Source organism: Bradyrhizobium sp. AZCC 2289 (assembly GCF_036924615.1).
GTDB lineage: Bacteria > Pseudomonadota > Alphaproteobacteria > Rhizobiales > Xanthobacteraceae > Bradyrhizobium.
Window position 1 is genome coordinate 10,258,068 of record NZ_JAZHRY010000001.1, and the last position, 18,449, is coordinate 10,276,516.

20 protein-coding genes and 1 pseudogene are annotated in these 18,449 nt (G+C 63.9%); 10 read left to right on the forward strand and 11 right to left on the reverse strand.

Features of this window, described 5'->3' with window-relative positions; all coding sequences use genetic code 11:
• Positions 1 to 144 precede the first annotated feature (144 nt).
• The 3 genes from hemB (at position 145) to V1289_RS48450 (ending at position 2,850) form a co-directional block, all read left to right on the forward strand.
• Positions 145 to 1,206, forward strand: a complete 1,062-nt coding sequence (hemB, locus tag V1289_RS48440) for a porphobilinogen synthase (RefSeq protein ID WP_334406930.1) — start codon at positions 145 to 147, stop codon at positions 1,204 to 1,206.
• Between the two features lie 237 nt (positions 1,207 to 1,443).
• Positions 1,444 to 1,995 (forward strand): RDD family protein, encoded by a 552-nt coding sequence (locus tag V1289_RS48445; RefSeq protein WP_309177382.1) that lies wholly within the window; start codon positions 1,444 to 1,446, stop codon positions 1,993 to 1,995.
• Between the two features lie 78 nt (positions 1,996 to 2,073).
• Positions 2,074 to 2,850, forward strand: a complete 777-nt coding sequence (locus tag V1289_RS48450; protein WP_334406933.1) for an arginyltransferase — start codon at positions 2,074 to 2,076, stop codon at positions 2,848 to 2,850.
• Between the two features lie 118 nt (positions 2,851 to 2,968).
• On the opposite strand, the gene V1289_RS48455 is transcribed toward V1289_RS48450, so the two are convergent.
• Positions 2,969 to 4,351 (reverse strand): Nramp family divalent metal transporter, encoded by a 1,383-nt coding sequence (locus tag V1289_RS48455; protein WP_334407960.1) that lies wholly within the window; start codon positions 4,349 to 4,351, stop codon positions 2,969 to 2,971.
• A gap of 163 nt (positions 4,352 to 4,514) precedes the next feature.
• Here V1289_RS48455 and V1289_RS48460 point away from each other — a divergent pair, with 163 nt between their 5' ends.
• Both V1289_RS48460 and V1289_RS48465 read left to right on the forward strand, forming a co-directional pair.
• Positions 4,515 to 5,759, forward strand: coding sequence for an MFS transporter (locus V1289_RS48460; RefSeq protein WP_334406935.1), 1,245 nt, complete (start codon positions 4,515 to 4,517; stop codon positions 5,757 to 5,759).
• Between the two features lie 222 nt (positions 5,760 to 5,981).
• Positions 5,982 to 7,199, forward strand: a complete 1,218-nt coding sequence (locus V1289_RS48465) for a multidrug effflux MFS transporter (RefSeq protein WP_334406937.1) — start codon at positions 5,982 to 5,984, stop codon at positions 7,197 to 7,199.
• Here V1289_RS48465 and V1289_RS48470 read toward each other — a convergent pair.
• Positions 7,196 to 7,327, reverse strand: a complete 132-nt coding sequence (locus V1289_RS48470) for a hypothetical protein (RefSeq protein WP_334406939.1) — start codon at positions 7,325 to 7,327, stop codon at positions 7,196 to 7,198. The genes V1289_RS48465 and V1289_RS48470 overlap by 4 nt on opposite strands.
• A gap of 219 nt (positions 7,328 to 7,546) precedes the next feature.
• Here V1289_RS48470 and V1289_RS48475 point away from each other — a divergent pair, with 219 nt between their 5' ends.
• On the forward strand, positions 7,547 to 8,356 hold the full coding sequence (locus V1289_RS48475; protein WP_334406941.1) for an outer membrane protein: 810 nt from the start codon (positions 7,547 to 7,549) through the stop codon (positions 8,354 to 8,356).
• 84 nt (positions 8,357 to 8,440) lie between these two features.
• Here V1289_RS48475 and V1289_RS48480 read toward each other — a convergent pair whose 3' ends face one another.
• Genes V1289_RS48480 through V1289_RS48500 form a run of 5 tightly spaced genes read right to left on the reverse strand, consistent with a single transcriptional unit; the run spans position 8,441 to position 11,679 of the window.
• On the reverse strand, positions 8,441 to 9,700 hold the full coding sequence (locus tag V1289_RS48480; protein WP_334406943.1) for an adenylate/guanylate cyclase domain-containing protein: 1,260 nt from the start codon (positions 9,698 to 9,700) through the stop codon (positions 8,441 to 8,443).
• 49 nt (positions 9,701 to 9,749) lie between these two features.
• The gene (gene arsC / locus V1289_RS48485) at positions 9,750 to 10,157 is read right to left on the reverse strand and encodes an arsenate reductase (glutaredoxin) (RefSeq protein ID WP_334406945.1); all 408 of its coding nucleotides are present in this window, start codon (positions 10,155 to 10,157) and stop codon (positions 9,750 to 9,752) included.
• Positions 10,154 to 10,852: an MIP/aquaporin family protein gene (locus V1289_RS48490; RefSeq protein ID WP_334406947.1), complete on the reverse strand. Its 699-nt coding sequence runs from the start codon at positions 10,850 to 10,852 to the stop codon at positions 10,154 to 10,156. The genes arsC and V1289_RS48490 overlap by 4 nt, the downstream gene beginning before the upstream one ends.
• On the reverse strand, positions 10,852 to 11,313 hold the full coding sequence (locus V1289_RS48495; RefSeq protein WP_334406949.1) for an ArsI/CadI family heavy metal resistance metalloenzyme: 462 nt from the start codon (positions 11,311 to 11,313) through the stop codon (positions 10,852 to 10,854). The genes V1289_RS48490 and V1289_RS48495 overlap by 1 nt, the downstream gene beginning before the upstream one ends.
• Before the next feature lie 12 nt (positions 11,314 to 11,325).
• Positions 11,326 to 11,679 (reverse strand): ArsR/SmtB family transcription factor, encoded by a 354-nt coding sequence (locus tag V1289_RS48500; protein ID WP_334406951.1) that lies wholly within the window; start codon positions 11,677 to 11,679, stop codon positions 11,326 to 11,328.
• A gap of 77 nt (positions 11,680 to 11,756) precedes the next feature.
• Between V1289_RS48500 and V1289_RS48505 the strand changes: the two genes are divergently transcribed.
• From V1289_RS48505 to V1289_RS48515, 3 genes are all read left to right on the forward strand, one after another.
• Complete coding sequence (locus V1289_RS48505) at positions 11,757 to 12,926, forward strand: MFS transporter (RefSeq protein ID WP_334406953.1); 1,170 nt, start codon at positions 11,757 to 11,759, stop codon at positions 12,924 to 12,926.
• Between the two features lie 42 nt (positions 12,927 to 12,968).
• The gene (locus tag V1289_RS48510) at positions 12,969 to 13,154 is read left to right on the forward strand and encodes a hypothetical protein (RefSeq protein WP_334406955.1); all 186 of its coding nucleotides are present in this window, start codon (positions 12,969 to 12,971) and stop codon (positions 13,152 to 13,154) included.
• Positions 13,155 to 13,340: 186 nt separating this feature from the next.
• Positions 13,341 to 13,757 carry a RidA family protein gene (locus V1289_RS48515; RefSeq protein WP_334406957.1) on the forward strand — a complete coding sequence of 139 codons (417 nt, stop codon included), beginning with the start codon at positions 13,341 to 13,343 and terminating at the stop codon, positions 13,755 to 13,757.
• Here V1289_RS48515 and V1289_RS48520 read toward each other — a convergent pair.
• The 3 genes and pseudogenes from V1289_RS48520 to V1289_RS48530 form a co-directional block, all read right to left on the reverse strand.
• Positions 13,754 to 14,587, reverse strand: coding sequence for an N-acyl homoserine lactonase family protein (locus V1289_RS48520; RefSeq protein ID WP_334407962.1), 834 nt, complete (start codon positions 14,585 to 14,587; stop codon positions 13,754 to 13,756). The genes V1289_RS48515 and V1289_RS48520 overlap by 4 nt on opposite strands.
• Positions 14,588 to 14,678: 91 nt before the next feature.
• Positions 14,679 to 15,547 (reverse strand): annotated as a pseudogene (locus V1289_RS48525) (DMT family transporter).
• Between the two features lie 27 nt (positions 15,548 to 15,574).
• Positions 15,575 to 16,024: a hypothetical protein gene (locus V1289_RS48530; RefSeq protein WP_334406959.1), complete on the reverse strand. Its 450-nt coding sequence runs from the start codon at positions 16,022 to 16,024 to the stop codon at positions 15,575 to 15,577.
• A 175-nt stretch (positions 16,025 to 16,199) separates the two neighbouring features.
• On the opposite strand from V1289_RS48530, the gene V1289_RS48535 reads away from it, so the two are divergent.
• Positions 16,200 to 16,877, forward strand: a complete 678-nt coding sequence (locus tag V1289_RS48535; RefSeq protein ID WP_334406962.1) for a sulfite exporter TauE/SafE family protein — start codon at positions 16,200 to 16,202, stop codon at positions 16,875 to 16,877.
• A gap of 24 nt (positions 16,878 to 16,901) precedes the next feature.
• Here V1289_RS48535 and V1289_RS48540 read toward each other — a convergent pair whose 3' ends face one another.
• Positions 16,902 to 18,023, reverse strand: a complete 1,122-nt coding sequence (locus tag V1289_RS48540; protein WP_334407964.1) for an IS630 family transposase — start codon at positions 18,021 to 18,023, stop codon at positions 16,902 to 16,904.
• Positions 18,024 to 18,449 lie beyond the last annotated feature (426 nt).

Genomic DNA, 18,449 nt, shown 5'->3' on the forward strand with positions numbered 1-18,449 from the left:
GTCCTCATAGACCGAGTCTTGGCCTGCCGGGGCGGTAAAATCAATTGCCGTTGCGGTAAATCAACGGTGCGGTGACGGGGCCCCGGCAAGGTGCTAGAATTGGACCAAATCGAACCTATCCCGCCGTCGAGGAGCAACCATCACATGGCGATCAAATTCGGGCGTCCGATCGAAATGCGCGACGCGCCTCGGCGGCCGACCGCCCTCTCCTCGCCCCCGCTCGACCTGGTCACCCGTCCCCGGCGCAACCGCAAGGCCGAATGGGCGCGGCGGCTGGTGCGGGAAAACGTGCTGACGACAGACGATCTGATCTGGCCGCTGTTCGTGGTCGGCGGCCACAATACCAGGACCGCCGTCGCCTCGATGCCCGGCGTCGACCGCGTCACCGTCGATCAGGCGGTCCGGGATGCCGAGCGCGCGGCCAAGCTGAATATCCCCTGCCTCGCGCTGTTTCCTTACACAGAGCCTTCGCTGCGCGACGAGGAGGGTTCCGAGGCGCTGAACGCCGACAATCTGGTCTGCCAGTCGGTGCGCGCGATCAAGAAGGAGTTCCCGGATCTCGGCGTGCTCTGCGACGTGGCGCTCGATCCCTTCACCAGCCACGGCCATGACGGGCTGATCGAGGACGGCAAGATCCTCAACGATGAGACGGTGGCGGTATTGGTGCGGCAGGCGCTGGTGCAGGCCGAAGCCGGCTGCGACATCATTGCGCCCTCCGACATGATGGACGGCCGCGTCGGCGCCATCCGCGAGGCGCTGGATCAGGCCGGCTTCCTCGACGTGCAGATCATGGCCTATGCGGCCAAATATGCCTCCGCCTTCTACGGCCCGTTCCGCGACGCCATCGGTTCGGCGAAAACGCTGACCGGCGACAAGCGCACCTACCAGATGGACAGCGCCAATTCCGACGAAGCGCTGCGCGAGGTCGAACTCGACATCGCCGAGGGCGCCGACATGGTGATGGTGAAGCCCGGGATGCCCTATCTCGACATCGTGCGGCGGGTGAAGGACACCTTTGCGATGCCGACCTTCGTCTACCAGGTGTCCGGCGAATACGCGATGATCGCAGGCGCTGCCAATAATGGCTGGATCGACGGCGACCGTGCGATGATGGAAAGCCTGGTCGGCTTCAAGCGCGCCGGCGCCGACGGCATTTTGACCTACTTCGCGCCGAAGGCGGCCGAGAAGCTGAAGGCGGAAGGGTAGACCCCCGCCCCTTCCACGTCATTGCGAGCGCAGCGAAGCAATCCATCGCGCGGCGCACGCGGATGGATGGATTGCTTCGTCGCTTTGCTCCTCGCAATGACGGATGGGGGACAGCCGGGACGACGGTCAGCCGCCAAATCGCCCGAATATTGCGGCTTGTTAATGCTGGCGGGGCCTTGGCACGCCCCGGGCCGGTTCCCATCTGCTGCACCGGACGTCATGTCGGGAGGACGGGTCATGTCTTATAGCGGTTCGGGTAACATGGGTGGTGGTGCCTGGCGCAACGACGGTGGGGTGCAGCCGCACGCCTTCGATCCTTATTTGCAGCCGGAATTGTTTCGCGGCGTGCTGACGCGACGGGTGTTTGCGTTCCTGATCGACCTCGTCGTGCTGTCGATCCCGGTGATCCTGGGTTACATCTTCATCGCCGTGTTCGGCCTGATTACGCTCGGGTTAGGCTGGGCGCTGTTCTGGCTGGCGTGGCCGGCCTCGATCGTCTGGGCCATCGTCTATTACGGCGCCTCGCTGGGCGGCCCGCATTCGGCTACCGTAGGCATGCGCGTGATGGATCTGGAATTACGCACCTGGTACGGCGCACCGGGTTATTTCGTGCTCGGCGCCACGCACGCGGTGCTGTTCTACGTCTCGATCTCGTTCCTGACCCCGCTGGTGCTCCTCGTCGGGCTGTTCAATGGCCGCCGCCGGCTGCTGCACGACATCATCCTGGGAACCGTAATTATCAACAGTTCGGTGCGGACCCAGGTCGCACCGGCCGCGCGCAGCTATTGACCAGGACTAAATTAATTGACCGTCGGCCTCCGCGGCGCGATGCTGTGACCAGTTGCTTCGGAGGCCTGACGAACTGACGTGACCCAGCATTCGCGTGACACCCCGCAATTCTACCTGACGGCGCCGTCGCCCTGCCCGTATCTGCCCGGCCGGCACGAACGCAAGGTGTTCACCCATCTGGTCGGCGACAAGGCGGGCGATCTCAACGATTTGCTGACCCATGGCGGCTTCCGGCGCAGCCAGTCGATCGCCTACCGGCCGGCCTGCGACCAGTGCCGCGCCTGCGTGTCGGTGCGCGTCATCGCCAACGAATTCCGGCTCTCGCGCAATTTTCGGAAAGTCATGGCGCGCAACGCCGATATCATCGGCGAGCAGCGCAACGCGGTGCCGACCTCGGAACAATATTCAGTCTTTCGCGCCTATCTCGACAAGCGCCACCGCCACGGCGGCATGGCCGACATGACCGTGCTCGACTACGCCATGATGGTGGAGGACAGCCACGTCGAAACCCGCATCATCGAATACCGCCGGCGCAACATCGACTCCGGCATCACCGGCCGCGGCGAGGAACTGATCGCGGTCGCGCTGACGGATGTGCTGAGCGACGGGCTGTCGATGGTGTATTCGTTCTTCGAACCGTCGGAAGTCAGCCGCTCGCTCGGCACCTTCATGATCCTCGACCACATTACGCGCGCGAGACGGCTGGGGCTGCCTTACGTCTATCTCGGCTACTGGATCGAGGGTTCCAAGAAGATGGACTACAAGGGCCGCTTCCTGCCGCAGCAGCGGCTGGCGCCGTCCGGCTGGTTGCGGGTCGACGCGACCGGCGAAGTGCCGTCCGAACCGCAGGATTGATTTACGGACCTCATCCTGAGGAGCCGCGCATAGCGCGGCGTCTCGAAGGATGGCGGCATCGGGGCTTCATGGTTCGAGACGCGCGCGATGCGCGCTCCTCACCATGAGGGTTGACACCTCATCCAAACAGCATATCGAGCAAAAGTTTCACGTTCAAAACCACGATGACGGCAGCCACGAACCACGCCGCGGCGGAGACGGAACGCGATACCGCGAAATCACCCATCTTTCGCTTGTCCGAGACAAACCGCACCAGCGGAATCACGGCGAACGGAAGCTGCATCGACAGCACGACCTGACTGAATACGAGTAAATCGGCGGTACCGCGCTCGCCGTACAACGCGGTGACGATCACGACCGGGACGATGGCGATGCCCCTGGTGACAAGCCGCCGCGCCCAACTGGGAAGCCGCAGGTCGAGAAAACCCTCCATCACGATCTGGCCGGCCAGCGTCGCCGTCACGGTCGAGTTGAGGCCGGAGGCGAGCAGGGCAACCGCAAACAGTGTCGATGCGATACCGAGGCCCAATAGCGGCGACAACAATTCGAAGGCCTGGCCGATTTCGGCAACGTCGGCATGCCCGCTCTTGTGAAAGGTCGCGGCCGCGACGACGAGGATCGCGGCGTTGATGAACAAAGCCAACATCAGCGCGATGGTGGAATCCGCCGTCGCCCATTTGATCGCGTCGCGGCGGCCTGCGTCGGAACGTTCATAGGCGCGGGTCTGCACGATCGAGGAGTGCAGATAGAGATTATGCGGCATCACCGTGGCGCCGATGATGCCGATGGCGATGTAGAGCATCTCGGGGTTGGTGACGATCTCGCTCGACGGCACAAATCCCCTTAGCATCACCGCGACCGGCGGCGCCGCGGCCGCGATCTGGATCGTAAAGCAGACGGCGATGACGATCAGGAGCGCAATGACAAACGCCTCGAGGAAACGAAAGCCCTTGTTCATCAGAAGCAGCAACAGGAAGGCGTCGAGCGCCGCCAGCAGCGCGCCGCCGATCAGGGGAATGCCGAACAATAATTTCAGCGCGATCGCGGTGCCGATCACTTCGGCCAGATCGCAGGCGATGATCGCCGCCTCGCAGGCCAGCCAAAGCAGGAAGTTGACGGGCCGCGAATAGCTGGCGCGGCAGGCCTGGGCGAGATCGCGACCGGTGACGATGCCAAGCCTTGCTGCGAGCGCCTGCAGCAGGATCGCCATCAGGTTCGAGAGCAGGATGACCGACAGCAGGGTGTAGCCAAACTTCGAACCGCCCGCGAGATCGGTCGCCCAGTTGCCCGGGTCCATGTAGCCGACGGAAACCAGATAGCCGGGACCGGCAAAGGCCAGCAGCCGGCGCACCCAGTGCCCGCCGGTGGGGACGGCAACGGTCCCGTTCACCTCGGGCAGGCTCGGCCGGGTGTCTACCGCTGCCTCAATGCGCCAGCGTCCAGTGCTGGAAACCAGCTTTGGCAGGGAATCCGGTGGCAAACTCGGTGATCTCGCATCCATATTGGCAAGATGGGGGATAACCAATCTTAATGCAACTCATTTGCAACTGCATCTGGATGGGTGGTTAGGACGCCAATCCCGCCCGCCCTGTCGGGAACCGGGTGGGTTTGGGGGCCCCGACCCCCGACAATGGCGGCCAATCGACATTTTAGGGAATCACGCCATGTCCGCTACCAAGGTCCCGCCGCTGCCCTCAACCTTCAACCGCCTCGCCTGGTCCAACCTCGCCGCGCAATCGGCCGAGCAGATTGCGCTGGCCGCAGCGCCCATCGTCGCGGTGCTGCTGCTTGGCGTCGGCGAAGGCCAGACCGGCCTGCTGCAGACCGCGCTGACGCTGCCGTTCATCCTGTTTGCGATTCCGGCCGGTTTACTCGCCGATCGCATCTCGCGGCGCTGGCTGATGGCGGGCGCGGAAGGCTTGCGCGCCGCAGCGCTGGCCGGAATTCTGCTGCTGATCTGGCTCGGGCTGATGACGCTGCCGCTGCTTGCGCTGCTCGGCTTCGTCGCGGTTTGCGGAACGGTGGTCTACAGCGTCGCCGCACCTGCGCTGGTGCCCTCGCTGGTGGCGCCGCTACAGCTGCCCGCGGCCAATGCGCGGATCGAACTCGCCCGCACCGTGGCGTTCGCCAGCGGACCGGCGCTTGGCGGCGTGCTGGTGGGATGGGTTGGTGCCGCGCCCGCCTTCGGATGTGCCGCAGCCCTCTCCGTGATCGCGGTCGTGCTGCTGTCGGGCATTTACGAGCCCCCGCGAAAACCGGTGCCGCGGCGCCACCCGCTGCAGGATATCAAGGAAGGTGCGGCCTTCGTGCTGCATCACGCGCTGCTGCGGCCGGTGTTCATCACGCAATTCATCTTCAACACAGCTTCCTTCCTGCTGCTCGCGGTGTTCGTGCCCTATGCGGTGCGCCATCTCGGCCTGACCGCCACCGGCGTCGGCACCACGCTGGCAATGTACGGCGTCGGCATGGTGGTCGGCGCGTTGCTGGCGACGCGTGTGATGCGCCGGCTCGCCTTCGGCACCGTGATCGGGCTCGGGCCTGTAACCGGCTTTGTCGCCGCCGCCGTGATGGCGCTGACCACGATCGTTCCGACGCCGCTGCTGGCGGGCTTGAGCTTCTTCCTGCTCGGCGTCGGCCCGATCCTGTGGGTGATCTCGACCACGACGCTACGGCAATCGGTGACGCCGCCGTCGCTGCTCGGACGCGTCTCCGCCATCAACATCATGAGCTATGGCGCCCGCCCGCTCGGCTCCGCGCTCGGCGCCATCGTCGGCGGATTCTATGGCGCGGAAGCCTGCCTCTATCTCGCCACCGCGATCTTCGGCGTCCAGGCGCTGGTGATCCTGGCATCGCCCGCGGTCTCGCTGGTGCGGCAGCCGGAGATGGTTGGTGAAGCGGCACGGTGTTAGCCGTCTCGTCCATGCGCTAACCTAGGACGTCATTGCGAGCGAAGCGAAGCAATCCATTCTTTCTTTTCGTGGTGAGATGGATTGCTTCGCTTCGCTCGCAATGACGGGTTTTATAGGCACGTTCTCCTAAATTTCTTCCAACGCCCCCTCTTCTCGCTTCAAATAGCTTCCCCATCCCGCTTTGTATGATATACGTCATTTCATATCAGACCGGGAGTCCCCATGGCCGACCAGACCTTAGCGATCGACGCAGCTCCCCGTCCGGAGATCTCCTCGACCGTGCTGCAGATCGCGGTGCTTGCCGTGCTGGCGGCGACCGGGACGCTCGCGACCAACATCCTGCTGCCCTCGCTGCCGCAGATGGCGGCCTCGCTGAACGTCACCAGCGCGGCGGTCACTTCCGCCATCACCATCTTCCTCGCGGTGTTCGCGCTCGGCCAGCTCGTGGTCGGGCCGATCTCGGATCGTTTTGGCCGCCGCTGGCCGGTGCTGATCGGATTCGCCGTGTTCTTCGCCGGCAGCGTCTGGTGCGGCTTGGCCGCCGACCTGCCGAGCCTTCTGACCGGCCGCGTGATCCAGGCCGCCGGCGCCTGTGCGACATCCGTGCTGTCCCGCGCCATAGCGCGCGACATGTTCTCCGGCGCCGCACTGGCGCGCGCGATGGCGCTGATCATGATCGCAATGGCGGCCGCTCCCGGTTTCTCGCCGCTGCTCGGCGGCGCGCTCGACCATTATTTCGGCTGGCGCTCCGAATTTGCGTTGGTCGCAGCCTTCGCCGGACTTGGCGCCGTCGCCTACGGCACCGTGCTCGGCGAGACCCATCACGCGACGCGCACCCCGCTCGATCCGCTGGCGATCGCCAAAAACTATCTTGGCCTGATCGCCGACCGCCGTTTTCTGGTGCCGGCCGCGACCGTCAGCCTGATCATGGGCGGATTGTTTTCGATGTTCTCGGCCTCGCCCCGCGTCCTGATCGAGGCGCTGCATTTCTCGCCGATCGAACTCGGCCTGTTCTTCGCGGGCACCGTGATGATCGTATTCGCCGCCGGCATGCTGGCAACGAAGCTGGCGCCGCGTTACGGGCTCGACCGCTCGATCCGCGGCGGACTCTTTGCCGCCGCAACCGGCAGCGTCGCGATCCTGCTGGTGTCGCTGTTCACGCCCACCTTCCTGCCGTTCCTCGCCGCCATGAGCGTGTTCCTGCTCGGCATGGGCATCGTGAATCCGTTAGGCACGGCACAGGCACTGTCCCCATTCGGCGAGAGAGCAGGAGCAGCCTCCGCGCTGGTCGGCTTCTGGCAGATGATGACGGCGGCGATCGGGGTGTGGCTGACGGCAACGGTATCGCACGAGGCGATGTTCGCGCTCGGTATTGTGCTGACGGTGTTTTCGCTGGTCGCGGTTGGACTGTACACGATGCGCGCGAGAAAGCCGGCCTAACCCGCCAGATAGCGCTCGTATTTCCCGGCCACCACCTCATCCGCGGCAATATCGGGATCGAGCGTGTAAAGATCCTGCTCGCGGCTGATGCCGCTATCTCGCTGCCGCGATCTTCGGCGTCCAGGCACTGGTGATCCTGGCGTCGCCCGCGGTCTCGCTGGCGCGACAGCCGGAGATGGTCGGCGAACCCGCTCAGTTTTCCCGAGGCGGCGCGACATTTCGGCAACTGCGGCGAGAATTCCAACCTAGCCGTGTGCTCCGACTATCGAACGCCGTCCGATACGCGTGTAAACCGTTGTTATAGATTCACCTTTTCTGAGATGAAATTAGTCTGGGGACCGGAAATTATGGCCTTCGCGAAATCAATCCTATCCTTGGCGCTGGCGGTCAGCACGATTGGCAGCGCCTCCGCTGCCGATCAGGCGGCGCGGCCGTACACCAAGGCCCCGCCAATCGTCAGCCCGGCCTACGACTGGTCCGGCTTCTATATCGGCGTCAACGTCGGCGGCGCCTGGAACAAGGGCGATCTCCGCGCCGACTACCTTCCGTTCCCCGGGTTCGGCCTCGCGCCGACATTGACGAGTTCGCAGGGCTCGGGCGTCATCGGCGGCGTCCATGGCGGCTACAATTGGGCCTTCGCCAGCAAGTGGGTGCTCGGCGTCGAAGGCGATTATTCGGCGGCCGACGTCAATTCGTCGATCAGGGTCATCCCGGTTAGCACAGCCGGCGTGCCGGATCCCGCCCAACCGACATCGTTCACCCGCAACCTCAAATGGCTGGCGAGCGCGCGGGTGCGGGCTGGATATACCGTTGTGCCGAACGTCCTCCTCTACGTGACCGGAGGCGGCGCCTGGGGCGGCTTCGATTACAACGCGTCCTTCGTCAACACCTTGCCCGGCAGCAACAACTGGAGCAATCCATTCAGCGCAACGTCGTCTGGATACGTCGTTGGCGGCGGCGGCGAATGGATGCTGACGAACAACTGGATCCTTCGCGCCGAATATCTCTTCTATCACCTGTCGGGCAAATCGAATTTGGCCAACAACCCGGCGTTTCCGACATTTCCAATTCTGTTCAGCTGGAATGCGACCGATACCCACGTCGCGCGCGTCGGCGTCAGCTACAAGTTCGGCGGCCCCGTCGTCGCCCGCTACTGATCGTTTTGGTTCGCAACCGACGCAAAGCCCCGGTTGTCCGGGGCTTTCGCGTTTCTGGGCCTGAAAGTCTTCGCCGCAGCACGCCTAGCCCGTCAGATACCGCTCGTATTTTCCCGCCACCACCTCGTCCGCGGCAATATCCGGATCGAGCGTGTAGAGGTCCTGCGCATGGCCGATGCCACGCAGCGCAAAGCGGCCGGTGGACACCAGATATTTTCGTCCCGTCGCATCAAGGCCGGTGCCGAACGCGGACGACATCAACAATTCCCGATCGACCGAACTGCACATCGAGGCGATGCGGCTGACCTCGTTGACGGCCGGCCCCACCACGGTGAAATCGAGCCGGTCCTCGCTGCCGATATTGCCGTAGAAGACCTGGCCGATATGCAGGCCGACATAGGCCGTCGTCGTCGGCCGCCCCCCGGCGGCGCGGCGCGCATTGAGCGCATTCAAGTTGCGGCGGAACTGGAACTCGGCGCGCAATGCCGCGCGTTTGGCCACCGCCACGTTCTCATGCGTGAACATCGCCAACACGCCGTCGCCGATCAGTTTCAGCACCTCGCCGCCGGCCTCATGAATGGCATCGATGGAGGCCTGCGCATAGTCGTTGAGGAACGGGATGATCTCATCGGGACTAAGGCTTTCGCTGATCGCGGTCGAGCCGCGCACGTCGGAAAACCACAGCACCGCCTTGATCTTCTCGGTGACGCCGCGCGTGATTTTTCCGCTCAGCACCTGCTCGGAGGCGTCGCGGCCGAGATAGACCCGGCCCAGCGTTCGTGCGATGTCGGCGTGCGCGGCGGACTTGATCGCGAGCCCCAGCACCGGCACGAGGTCACGCAACGCGGCCATATCCTGTTCACCAAAACCGTCGTCGCGACGGGTGGTCCAGTAGGAATAGAAGCAATCCATTTCTCCGATCGTGCCAGCTTCGCCGAAGCGATGCACGAAGGCGACGAAATGCTTGTGGCCCTTGTCGGCCAGATCGTTGATCATCGAGAAGTCGAGCGAGGGGCAATCGGCGAGATCGATCACCATCTCGTCGTGGCCATGTTCGAGCATGTGATGGAAGGTCGAACGCCGCCAGGTCTCGCCAGCGTCGCCGCCGCTGGTCGAGCCATATTCGAAGACGTCGCTTTCATTGGTTTCGCTGTCGTTCCAGCGAAAGCCGCGCCCCTCGAAGATCGGGTGCAGGGTGTCGATGAAGACGAGCCCGCGCGACACCGGCAGGCCTGCGGCACAGCAGCGCTGGCAGAAGCCGCGGATCAGGTCGTTTTCGGGCAGGCCGGTCAGGCCCTGGCTGACCAGCCAGTTCATCAGGCGCAGGCGGGGTGTGAGTTCCATACGTTATTATGCCGTGCAATCCTGACCAGCGAAAGGTGTGCCGCGGCGCTTAAGATTTCGCCCGCGCGACCACTTCGCCGTCCTCTTTCACAAAACTGTCGGCGGGATGGTCGAGCAAATCGAGCACCAATTCCGACGGCCGGCACAGCCGCACGCCCTTATCCGTCACCACGATCGGCCGGTTGATCAAAATCGGATGCGCCAGCATGAAATCGATCAGCTGGTCGTCGCTCCATTTGGGATCGGCGAGCCCAAGCTCCGCGTAGGGCGTGCCTTTTTCGCGCAGCAGCGCGCGCACCGAAATTCCCATGGCCTTGATCAGCTCGAGCAGCCGCGCCCGATCGGGCGGAGTCTTCAGATATTCGATCACCTCCGGCGCCTCGCCGCTCTGCCGGATCATCGCCAGCGTGTTGCGCGAGGTGCCGCAGGCCGGATTATGATAGATCGTCACGCTCATGATCGAGCCTCCTTCGCAAGTGGTGCCCCCTCGCCTCCGGCGCGCAGCAACCAGCTCATCAGGACCAGTGCAATGATCGCGCCGCCGAACTCGGCGGCAATGAAGCCGGGAAGATCCACGGGGCGGATTCCGGAAAAGCTGTTGGTCAGCGAGCGCGCGATGGCGACGGCTGGATTGGCAAACGACGTCGACGACGTGAACCAATAGGCCGCCGTGATGTAAAGGCCAACCAGCCAGGGGATCGCCGGACGATTGAATTTGACGCCCGCCAGAATGGTCGCAACCAGGCCGAACGCTGCCACGGCTTCGGCCAGCCATTGCGCGCCGCCGGTTCGCGCTTTCAGCGAGGCATCCAGCAGCGGCAGCGCGAACATCGCGTGCGCCATTACGGTTCCGGCGATGCCGCCGGCAATTTGCGCCGCCACATACGCCAACGTCTCGCCTGGCGCCAGCTCCCGCTTCAGCGCAAAGATCAAAGTCACCGCCGGATTGAAATGCGCGCCTGAAATCGGCCCGAGAATCGTGATCAGCACCACCAGGATCGCGCCGGTCGGAATCGTATTGCCGAGCAGCGCCAGCCCGACATCCCTGGTGAGGCTTTCCGCCATGATGCCGGAGCCGACCACGGTCGCGACCAATAGCGCAGTCCCCAGCGCCTCCGCGGTCAGGCGGCGCGGCAAATCAAAGTTGGGCATCAGTTCACAGCTGACGGCGCGGCTTGCGGAACGCAGCAGGCGCCTTGCTTTTCGTGCGCCACGCGGGCCACGCGCTCACCGGTGCCATCGCCATAGGTCGTACTCTCGCCCGTGGTGAGAAAGGTTTCCCAGGAAATTCCTGCCGGATCGTCAATCCACGCCTTTTCCGATTTGGCGTAGCAGCATGCGGTTTGACCTTGTTCGACGATATTGCCGCCGGCCTGACGCAGCCGCGCATACACCTCCTGCAATTCATCGGCGTTCTCGACCTGAATACCGAGATGATCGAGGCCCGCCTCGCGGCCGCGCGTCGAAATGGCAAAGTTCACCCGGGGATCGTCGAGCATCCACTTGGCGTAATCGGTCTTGACCACGGCCGGTTGCGCGGCGAACAGTGCCGAATAGAAGCCGATCGATTGTGGAAGATTCTCCACCGCGACGTGAACATGAAGGCGCTTCATGATGTGTCTCCCTCAGGCCGTAACTTTTGCGCGCTTGCCGCGCGCGGGCTTGCACGCGGCGATCGGCGCGCATTGCTCTGCGTGTCCGCCGCAGCAATCTTCAACCATGAACGAAGTCAGGTTTTGAAACGCCGCCAAATCCGCCCGGTAGATGATCGAGCGGCTCTTCCGCTCGCTCATCACGAGGCCAGCGCGCGCAAGGATGGCGAGATGCGCCGACATGGTGTTTTGCGGGACCGCGATCGCCCGCGCGATCTCCCCCGCGGCGAGGCCGTTGGGTTCGTGCTTCACCAACAGCCGGAACACGCCCAGTCGCGTCGATTGGGCGAGAGCCGCGAGTGCAAGAATGGCTTGCTCTGATTCCATATATCTAGAATTATAGAAATGTTAGACCGCAGTCAATCCCGGCGATTCCTGAAAGACCTGAAAGAGATGTTTCCAGCATGAGCCAGCGCCAGCTTCCCATCATCCTGGCGCTCGGCACCACGCAGACGCTGGCCTGGGCATCGAGCTATTATTTGCCCGCCATCCTGGCCGATCCGATCGGGCGCGATCTCGGCGTCTCCTCGAACTGGATCTTTGCCGCCTTCTCCGCCTCGCTGGTGATATCGGCCCTGCTCGGTCCGCGCATTGGGCGCCAGATCGACCTGGTCGGCGGCAGGTCGGTGCTCTCGATTTCCAATTTGACACTGGCCGCAGGGCTGGCGCTGCTCGGCTTCACCTATTCGATACCGATGCTGATCATGGCCTGGCTGCTGCTCGGAATCGGCATGGGCGCCGGGCTCTACGACGCGGCCTTTGGCGCGCTCGGGCGCATCTATGGGGATGCTGCGCGCCGCTCCATCACCGGCATTACGCTGATAGCGGGCTTTGCCTCCACCGTCGGATGGCCGTTGACCGCCTGGGGCCTGGAAAGCATCGGCTGGCGCAACACCTGCTTTGCGTGGGCGGCGGCGCACATCCTGATCGGGCTGCCGATCAACTGGCTGATGCTGCCGCCGGTCGCCGGCGCCAAAGCCGCGGTGGCGAACGCCGTCAAGCCTCACATTCCCATCGATCGCACCATGGCGCTGTTGGCGTTCGCCTTTGCCGCGGCCTGGAGCGTCACCGGCGCGATGGCGGCGCATTTCCCGCGCATCCTGGAAGCGGCCGGCGCCACATCCGTGCAGGCGATCGCGGCCGGCGCGCTGATCGGTCCGGCGCAGGTCGCGGCGCGGATCGTCGAGGCCAGCCTGCTCAGCCGTTACCATCCGCTGGTCTCCACGCGCCTTGCCTGCCTCACCCATCCGATCGGCGCGATCATCGTGGCGCTGGTGGGCGGCGGCGCGGCCAGCGTGTTCGCGATCTTCCACGGCGCCGGCAATGGCGTGCTGACCATTGCACGCGGGACGCTGCCGCTCGCCATCTTCGGCCCCAATAACTACGCCTACCGTCTCGGCATCATCGGCGCGCCGGCGCGGATGGCGCAGGCCGCAGCTCCCCTGGCGTTCGGCCTCTTGATCGACAGCATGGGCAGCCGCATCCTGATCGTCTCCTCCGCGCTCAGTCTGGCGGCGCTCGCTGCGCTGTTTCTGCTGCGCGCGGGTCCGCCGGCTTCGGAACCGCCGGGCTGAATTTGCGCTTCCCTTGGCGATGGGTTTGAAGCACAAGACGGCATGGAAAAAGAACCGGCAGCAGCCCCCAAAGGCTTTGTGCAATGGGCGATCACGCCACCGCAATCCTATGCGGTCTATCTGGTCTGCCTGTTTTTGGTAGCCGGATTGTCGTTCTATGTCGGAACGCTGAAGCCGAAGAAGGCGATCAATATCGGACCGCCGCCGATGTCCGCGCCGCGCAATTGAGCGTCACGTGCGTGGTCCATTCTAACGTAGTCCCTGCGAAAGCAGGGACCCACAGGCGCTGGTCGTTACATTAGATATCAGATATCGCCCCAGCGTGCCCGAAACCACGGCCTGTGGTCATGGGTCACGGCTCCTGATGCGCAATTGCGCATATGGGCCGGGACGACGATCTTTGAGGATGCCCGAATGGCAAACGACACAGCGCCCTCGATTACCCGCATCAACCCGCCGGAACTCGGCAGCCCGCCCGGCTATTCGCAGATCGTCGATGTCAGCGCCGGCCGCATCATCTTCATCGCCGGCCAGACTGCGCTCGATCGCGACGGCAATGTGGTCGGCAAGGCGGACTTTGCGGCGCAAGCGACGCAAGTATTCGACAATCTCACGATCGCCTTGCAGGCCAGCGGATGCACGGCCGCCAATCTGATCAAACTCACGGTGTTCCTCACCAACATGAACAATCTCGCCCGCTACCGCGAGGCGCGCAACCGCTTCTTCGGCTCGGTCACGCCACCGGCGGCACCCGCGGTGACGCTGGTCGAGGTATCGAAGCTGTATGGGCCCGACTTCATGATCGAGATCGAGGCGATCGCCGCGGCCTAGTCGTAAAACTCCGGCGACATTTTCAAGCCGTCGCGCTGCGCCTTGTCGTGGTTGATCCAGAGCTGCGCCTTCTCCTTGGTCAGCGTGTCCGAGATCTTCTGCATCGAGGCCAGAGTCTCGTCTTTGCTGAAATTGTTCACGGGCACGCCGCGATTGTCCCAGTTGCTCTTGAAATGAACGGCATCGCCGGTCAGGACGATGGCGCCGGTCTTCGGCAGCTTCACCAGCAGCGACTGATGACCGGGCGTATGCCCCGGCGTCGACAGGATGGTCACGCTGCCATCGCCGAACACGTCACGGTCGCCTTCCAGCTTTGTGACGGGATGCTCGGGCTTGAATCGGGGCGCGTTGTTGGCGCCGGGCCAGTCATATTCGGCTTTCTGCACATACAGCATGGTGTCGGGAAACATCTCGACATTGCCGATATGGTCGGGATGGGTGTGCGAGACCGCCATCGCCTTGATATCCGATGGCTTCACCCCGAGCTGGTCGAGTTGCGCGGCGAGCGTCTTGGGCCGGCGCCAGAACACCGCCTTGGGATCGGCCGGCGCGAGCCCGTTCGGCATCTCCGCGACCGCGTCCGGAATCCCGGTGTCCCACAGGAACCAGCCCTGCGCGTGCTTGATCAGGTAGCAGGTGTCGACGAAGTCCATCGACTTGCCTTCGTTGATTCCCGGCGACCAGCGCGAAATATCGCCGGCGACCCCCTCGCCGCAATTGAGAACGTAGAGTTTCTCGACGCCGGATTTGCCCGGCTGCGCATGGCCGGGACCGATGGTCAGCGCAGCTGACAGCAGCAGCAGCAGCACGGCAAGGCTTATTATTCTCATTCGTTTCAATTGATTGCTCCCATCGACGGACCCGAACAGGCCGATGGCGAGATACTACTTCATTGCCGCCGTCATTCGTCGCCGGTTACGCTTATTTGATCTCCGACGTCGCGATCCATATGCCGGCGAACACCGCGACCAATCCAAGCACGAGATTGGGCGTGATCGGCTCGCCGACGAGTTGGGTCGCGAGCAGCGCCGCCGCGACCGGATTGACGGTCATGGTGTTGGCGACGCGCGTCGGCGTCGCCCGCTCCAGCGCCTTGACCCAGAGGATGAACGCCAGCGCGCCACCGGCGATGCCGAGATAGAGGCCCGCGATCCATTGCGGCGGCGTGAAATGGCTCAGGGCCGCGACGCTGCCGGTCACGGAGCCCACCAGGATCAACGCCGCAGCACCCGTCCCCATACCGACGGTGAGGAAGCCGAGCGCGCTGGAGCGCTGCATGAAGGGCCGGGACAAGACGTTGTAGAAGGCCATGCACAGCACGGCGCCGGTCATGATCAATTCGCCGCGCCACGCCCCCGCCGGCGCGGTGGAAAGTCCCGATGCGAGCGCTGCGATGACGCCGAGCACGGCGATGCCGACGCCGAGCGATTTTCGCATCGTCAGCGGTTCGATCCCGAGCAAGGCGCCGACCACCATGGTGTGCAGCGGCAGCGTCGCCAGCGCGAGGCTGGCGCGGGCCGCGGTCGTGTACGATATCGCGATGTTGTAGAGAACGAAGAACACGCGAAGCAAAAGCCGAGGGCCGCGACCGCCGGCCAATCCCGGCGCTGCGGCCACTTCGCCTTGAGCAGGACTGCCGCCGGCAGCACGCACAGAAATCCTATTCCCCATCTGAGAATGGCGAGCGTGATCGGGTCGGTATTCCCGGCGAGATAGCGCGTGATCGCCGCCGCGGTGCCGCCGAGGCTGCTCGAGACCAGCGCGATCGCAACGCCTACCCATTCGCCCACACGCGTCTCCCGATCGCGCCGCTGGTCCTATCGCGCAATCAGCTGCAGGATCAGCACCGCGCTCATCCTTGCGAAACTGAACATGTGATCGCGGCAAACCCCGCGCGCCAGCCGCGACCGCTCTCCCGCCGAATCTTGCGCGCTTCCAAGCCTGCGCGCGTTCGGAACGGTCCGTATCATCGTAGGCACGAAACCGCTGCCCGCCAGGAGTAGCGAGCCCCAGCCGACCCACCACTGGTATTCGCCCTGCACAATTTCCGCACAAATGGCGGCAAGTGTCAGCAGCATGACCAGCGCGATCAAGCGGTTCATCGGATAGGCCTCGGTAGTGACGCAGCGGTAATAGGCCGAAATCGACGTCAGCACTTCCGGCGGCAGCACTTCGCTCGACGCTTTGCGCGTCTGCACGTCGAACATCAGATCGAACCACAATACGGCCAGCAGAAAACCTGCGCCGGTGGCGGCGAATGTGTGCATGGCGATCCCCCTGTTGGGCCCACCCTAGTTCATCGCCGGGAGATCGCGTCAACGCTTTTGCAAATATCTTGCGCGCACGGCCCTCTCGGGCATAGCCTGCAGCGGGGACGTCGCGGCGTCCCCGTGAAATGGCGATCCCATTCAAGCGCTGCTCGCTTTTGTTTGGAGCGAGCACATGGATGGATTTCCCCTCGAGATTCCGCTTTTCCTGCTGGCCACATTCGCCGGCGCGCTGGTTGCGGGCCTCTCCGGCTTTGCCTTCGGCCTCGTCGCCGCGTCGATCTGGCTCTACATCCTGACACCCTTGCAGACCGCCACGCTGATCATCGCCTTCGGCCTGATCGTGCAGGGCTACTCGGTCTGGAAGCTGCGCGGGGCGCTGGACTGGAAAAAACTCTGGCCGTTCGTGCTGGGCGCGGCCCTCGGCGTTCCCGTCGGTGTCAGCATCCTGACCTGGGCCAACCCGGCGCATGTGCGCATCGGCGTCGGGGTCTTTCTGGTGCTGTACAGCCTCTACGCGTTGTTTCGTCCGGCGATCAAACCGGTCACCGCAGGCGGCGCCGCGGCCGATGCCGGCATCGGCTTCTTCAACGGCGTGCTCGGCGGTGTCACCGGGCTGGCCGGAATCCTCGTCACCATCTGGTGCGGCCTGCGCGGCTGGCCCAAGGACGTGCAGCGCACAGTGTTTCAGCCGGTTGCGGTGGCAATCTTCCTGATGAGCGCGCTGTGGATCGGCGCCAAGGGTGCGATCACGCCGGATATCATCAAACTGTTCCTGATCGGGCTGCCGGCGTTGTTCGCCGGCACGTGGCTCGGGTGCTGGTGCTGCTGCTGGCGTCGGGAATTGTCTTGATGATCTAGTGGCTCTGCACAGTGATTATGACTCTTTGGAAGTAGCGGGATAGGCGCGGCCCATTTTGGTGCGGGCCTTGTCTGTTGTGAACATCCATTTGATGCGTGAGCGAGCAGCATTTCGCTGGCGTTCCCAGGCGGCGATTTCGCGGCGCAGTCGCTTGGGATCGTCGATCCTGCGATCCAGGCACTGGCCCCGCAGGACGCCGATCTCGATTTCAACCATGTTGAGCCAGCTTGCGTGCTTGGGGGTGTAGTGGAACTCGAGCCGTCGCAAAACCCGCCGGGCTTCGGCGGGCGGAAACGCCTGATACAGGGCGCCGGCAGAGTGGGTCGATAAATTGTCCTGAACGACCCGGATGGCCTCCGCATCGGGATAATGGATGTCGACGAGATCGCGCATGCATTGGGCGTAGTCTTCTGCCGCTCGCCGCTCGGTGACTTTGACCTTGCGCCAGGGACGATGCACGTCGAGGAGGACGAAGAGATTGACCGTGCCATTGCGACGATACTCGTAATCGTAACGTTCGAGCCGGCCGGGCTCGGCCGGGATGGGCTGACGGGCCTCGCCGATGAGTTGCACCGGGCTTTCGTCGAAGCACACCACCGGCCGCTTGGGGTCGGACGCCTCGGCGTAGAGGTCGAGCACGTCCTCCATGCGTGCGACGTATTCGCCATCGACCCGCGGAATGCACCACATGTCCTTGCGCCAGGGCTTGAGGCCATTTTCGGCCAGGCGCCGCCGAACCGTCTCATGCGACAGGCTCTTGTGTTCGGTGAGCTTGACCATCGCACCTGCCAGCAGCTTGAGCGTCCAGCGGGCACGGCCTTCTGGAGGGCTGGCGCAGGCTGTCGCCACCAGCAAGGCTTCTTCCTTGCCCGTGAGTTTGCGCTCCGCCCCGGGACGCGGCTCGTCGCTCAGCGCCCGCTCCAGATTGCCTTCGACGAAGCGTCGCTTGGTCCGGTACACGGTCGAGCCGCCCACGCCGACGCTCTTCGCGATCTCCTCGTCGCTGGCCCCGGCATCGGCGGCCAGCAAAATCTGCGCTCGCTTGAGCTTGCGAGACGCATGCTTGCCGCCGCTGAGCAGCGCCTTGAGTTCGATGCGCTCGATTTGGCTCAGTTCGACCCGATAGCGTACATTCATGCGTGCCTCCTCGTTCGAGGCACGCACAAACAACTGAATCGGATGGCCGGCGTGAGTCCTTCGGCAAAAACCTTCACGCCCAAACAGGGGCAGTACCTGGCCTTTATCCACCTCTATACGCGTCTGCACCGCAGACCCCCGGCGGAAACCGACATGCAAGAATACTTTCGCGTCAGCCCGCCTTCGGTTCACCAGATGGTGCTCACGCTTGAACGCGCCGGCCTCATCAGACGGCAGCCAAGGACACCTCGCAGCATCGAGGTCCTCGTTGATCCAAAACACCTGCCGGAGCTAACCTGACTGCCAGACGCAACCTGTCAAAATCACTGTGCAGAGCTACTAGTAGGCGTGCTCTTGCGGCCAGGTTCCAACCTGGATTGTCGCGCGGAAAGTTCCATGTCCGCGCAACGCCAAAGCGGCGGCCGC

Bases quoted from the DNA above. Each gene is read 5' to 3' on its own strand.
- hemB (WP_334406930.1), top strand. From the start codon at position 145: ATGGCGATCAAATTCGGGCGTCCGATCGAAATGCGCGACGCGCCTCGG.
- V1289_RS48445 (WP_309177382.1), top strand. From the start codon at position 1,444: ATGTCTTATAGCGGTTCGGGTAACATGGGTGGTGGTGCCTGGCGCAAC.
- V1289_RS48455 (WP_334407960.1), bottom strand. From the start codon at position 4,351: ATGGATGCGAGATCACCGAGTTTGCCACCGGATTCCCTGCCAAAGCTG.
- V1289_RS48460 (WP_334406935.1), top strand. From the start codon at position 4,515: ATGTCCGCTACCAAGGTCCCGCCGCTGCCCTCAACCTTCAACCGCCTC.
- V1289_RS48465 (WP_334406937.1), top strand. From the start codon at position 5,982: ATGGCCGACCAGACCTTAGCGATCGACGCAGCTCCCCGTCCGGAGATC.
- V1289_RS48475 (WP_334406941.1), top strand. From the start codon at position 7,547: ATGGCCTTCGCGAAATCAATCCTATCCTTGGCGCTGGCGGTCAGCACG.
- V1289_RS48480 (WP_334406943.1), bottom strand. From the start codon at position 9,700: ATGGAACTCACACCCCGCCTGCGCCTGATGAACTGGCTGGTCAGCCAG.
- arsC (WP_334406945.1), bottom strand. From the start codon at position 10,157: ATGAGCGTGACGATCTATCATAATCCGGCCTGCGGCACCTCGCGCAAC.
- V1289_RS48490 (WP_334406947.1), bottom strand. From the start codon at position 10,852: ATGCCCAACTTTGATTTGCCGCGCCGCCTGACCGCGGAGGCGCTGGGG.
- V1289_RS48495 (WP_334406949.1), bottom strand. From the start codon at position 11,313: ATGAAGCGCCTTCATGTTCACGTCGCGGTGGAGAATCTTCCACAATCG.
- V1289_RS48500 (WP_334406951.1), bottom strand. From the start codon at position 11,679: ATGGAATCAGAGCAAGCCATTCTTGCACTCGCGGCTCTCGCCCAATCG.
- V1289_RS48505 (WP_334406953.1), top strand. From the start codon at position 11,757: ATGAGCCAGCGCCAGCTTCCCATCATCCTGGCGCTCGGCACCACGCAG.
- V1289_RS48510 (WP_334406955.1), top strand. From the start codon at position 12,969: ATGGAAAAAGAACCGGCAGCAGCCCCCAAAGGCTTTGTGCAATGGGCG.
- V1289_RS48515 (WP_334406957.1), top strand. From the start codon at position 13,341: ATGGCAAACGACACAGCGCCCTCGATTACCCGCATCAACCCGCCGGAA.
- V1289_RS48520 (WP_334407962.1), bottom strand. From the start codon at position 14,587: ATGAGAATAATAAGCCTTGCCGTGCTGCTGCTGCTGCTGTCAGCTGCG.
- V1289_RS48530 (WP_334406959.1), bottom strand. From the start codon at position 16,024: ATGCACACATTCGCCGCCACCGGCGCAGGTTTTCTGCTGGCCGTATTG.
- V1289_RS48535 (WP_334406962.1), top strand. From the start codon at position 16,200: ATGGATGGATTTCCCCTCGAGATTCCGCTTTTCCTGCTGGCCACATTC.
- V1289_RS48540 (WP_334407964.1), bottom strand. From the start codon at position 18,023: ATGAATGTACGCTATCGGGTCGAACTGAGCCAAATCGAGCGCATCGAA.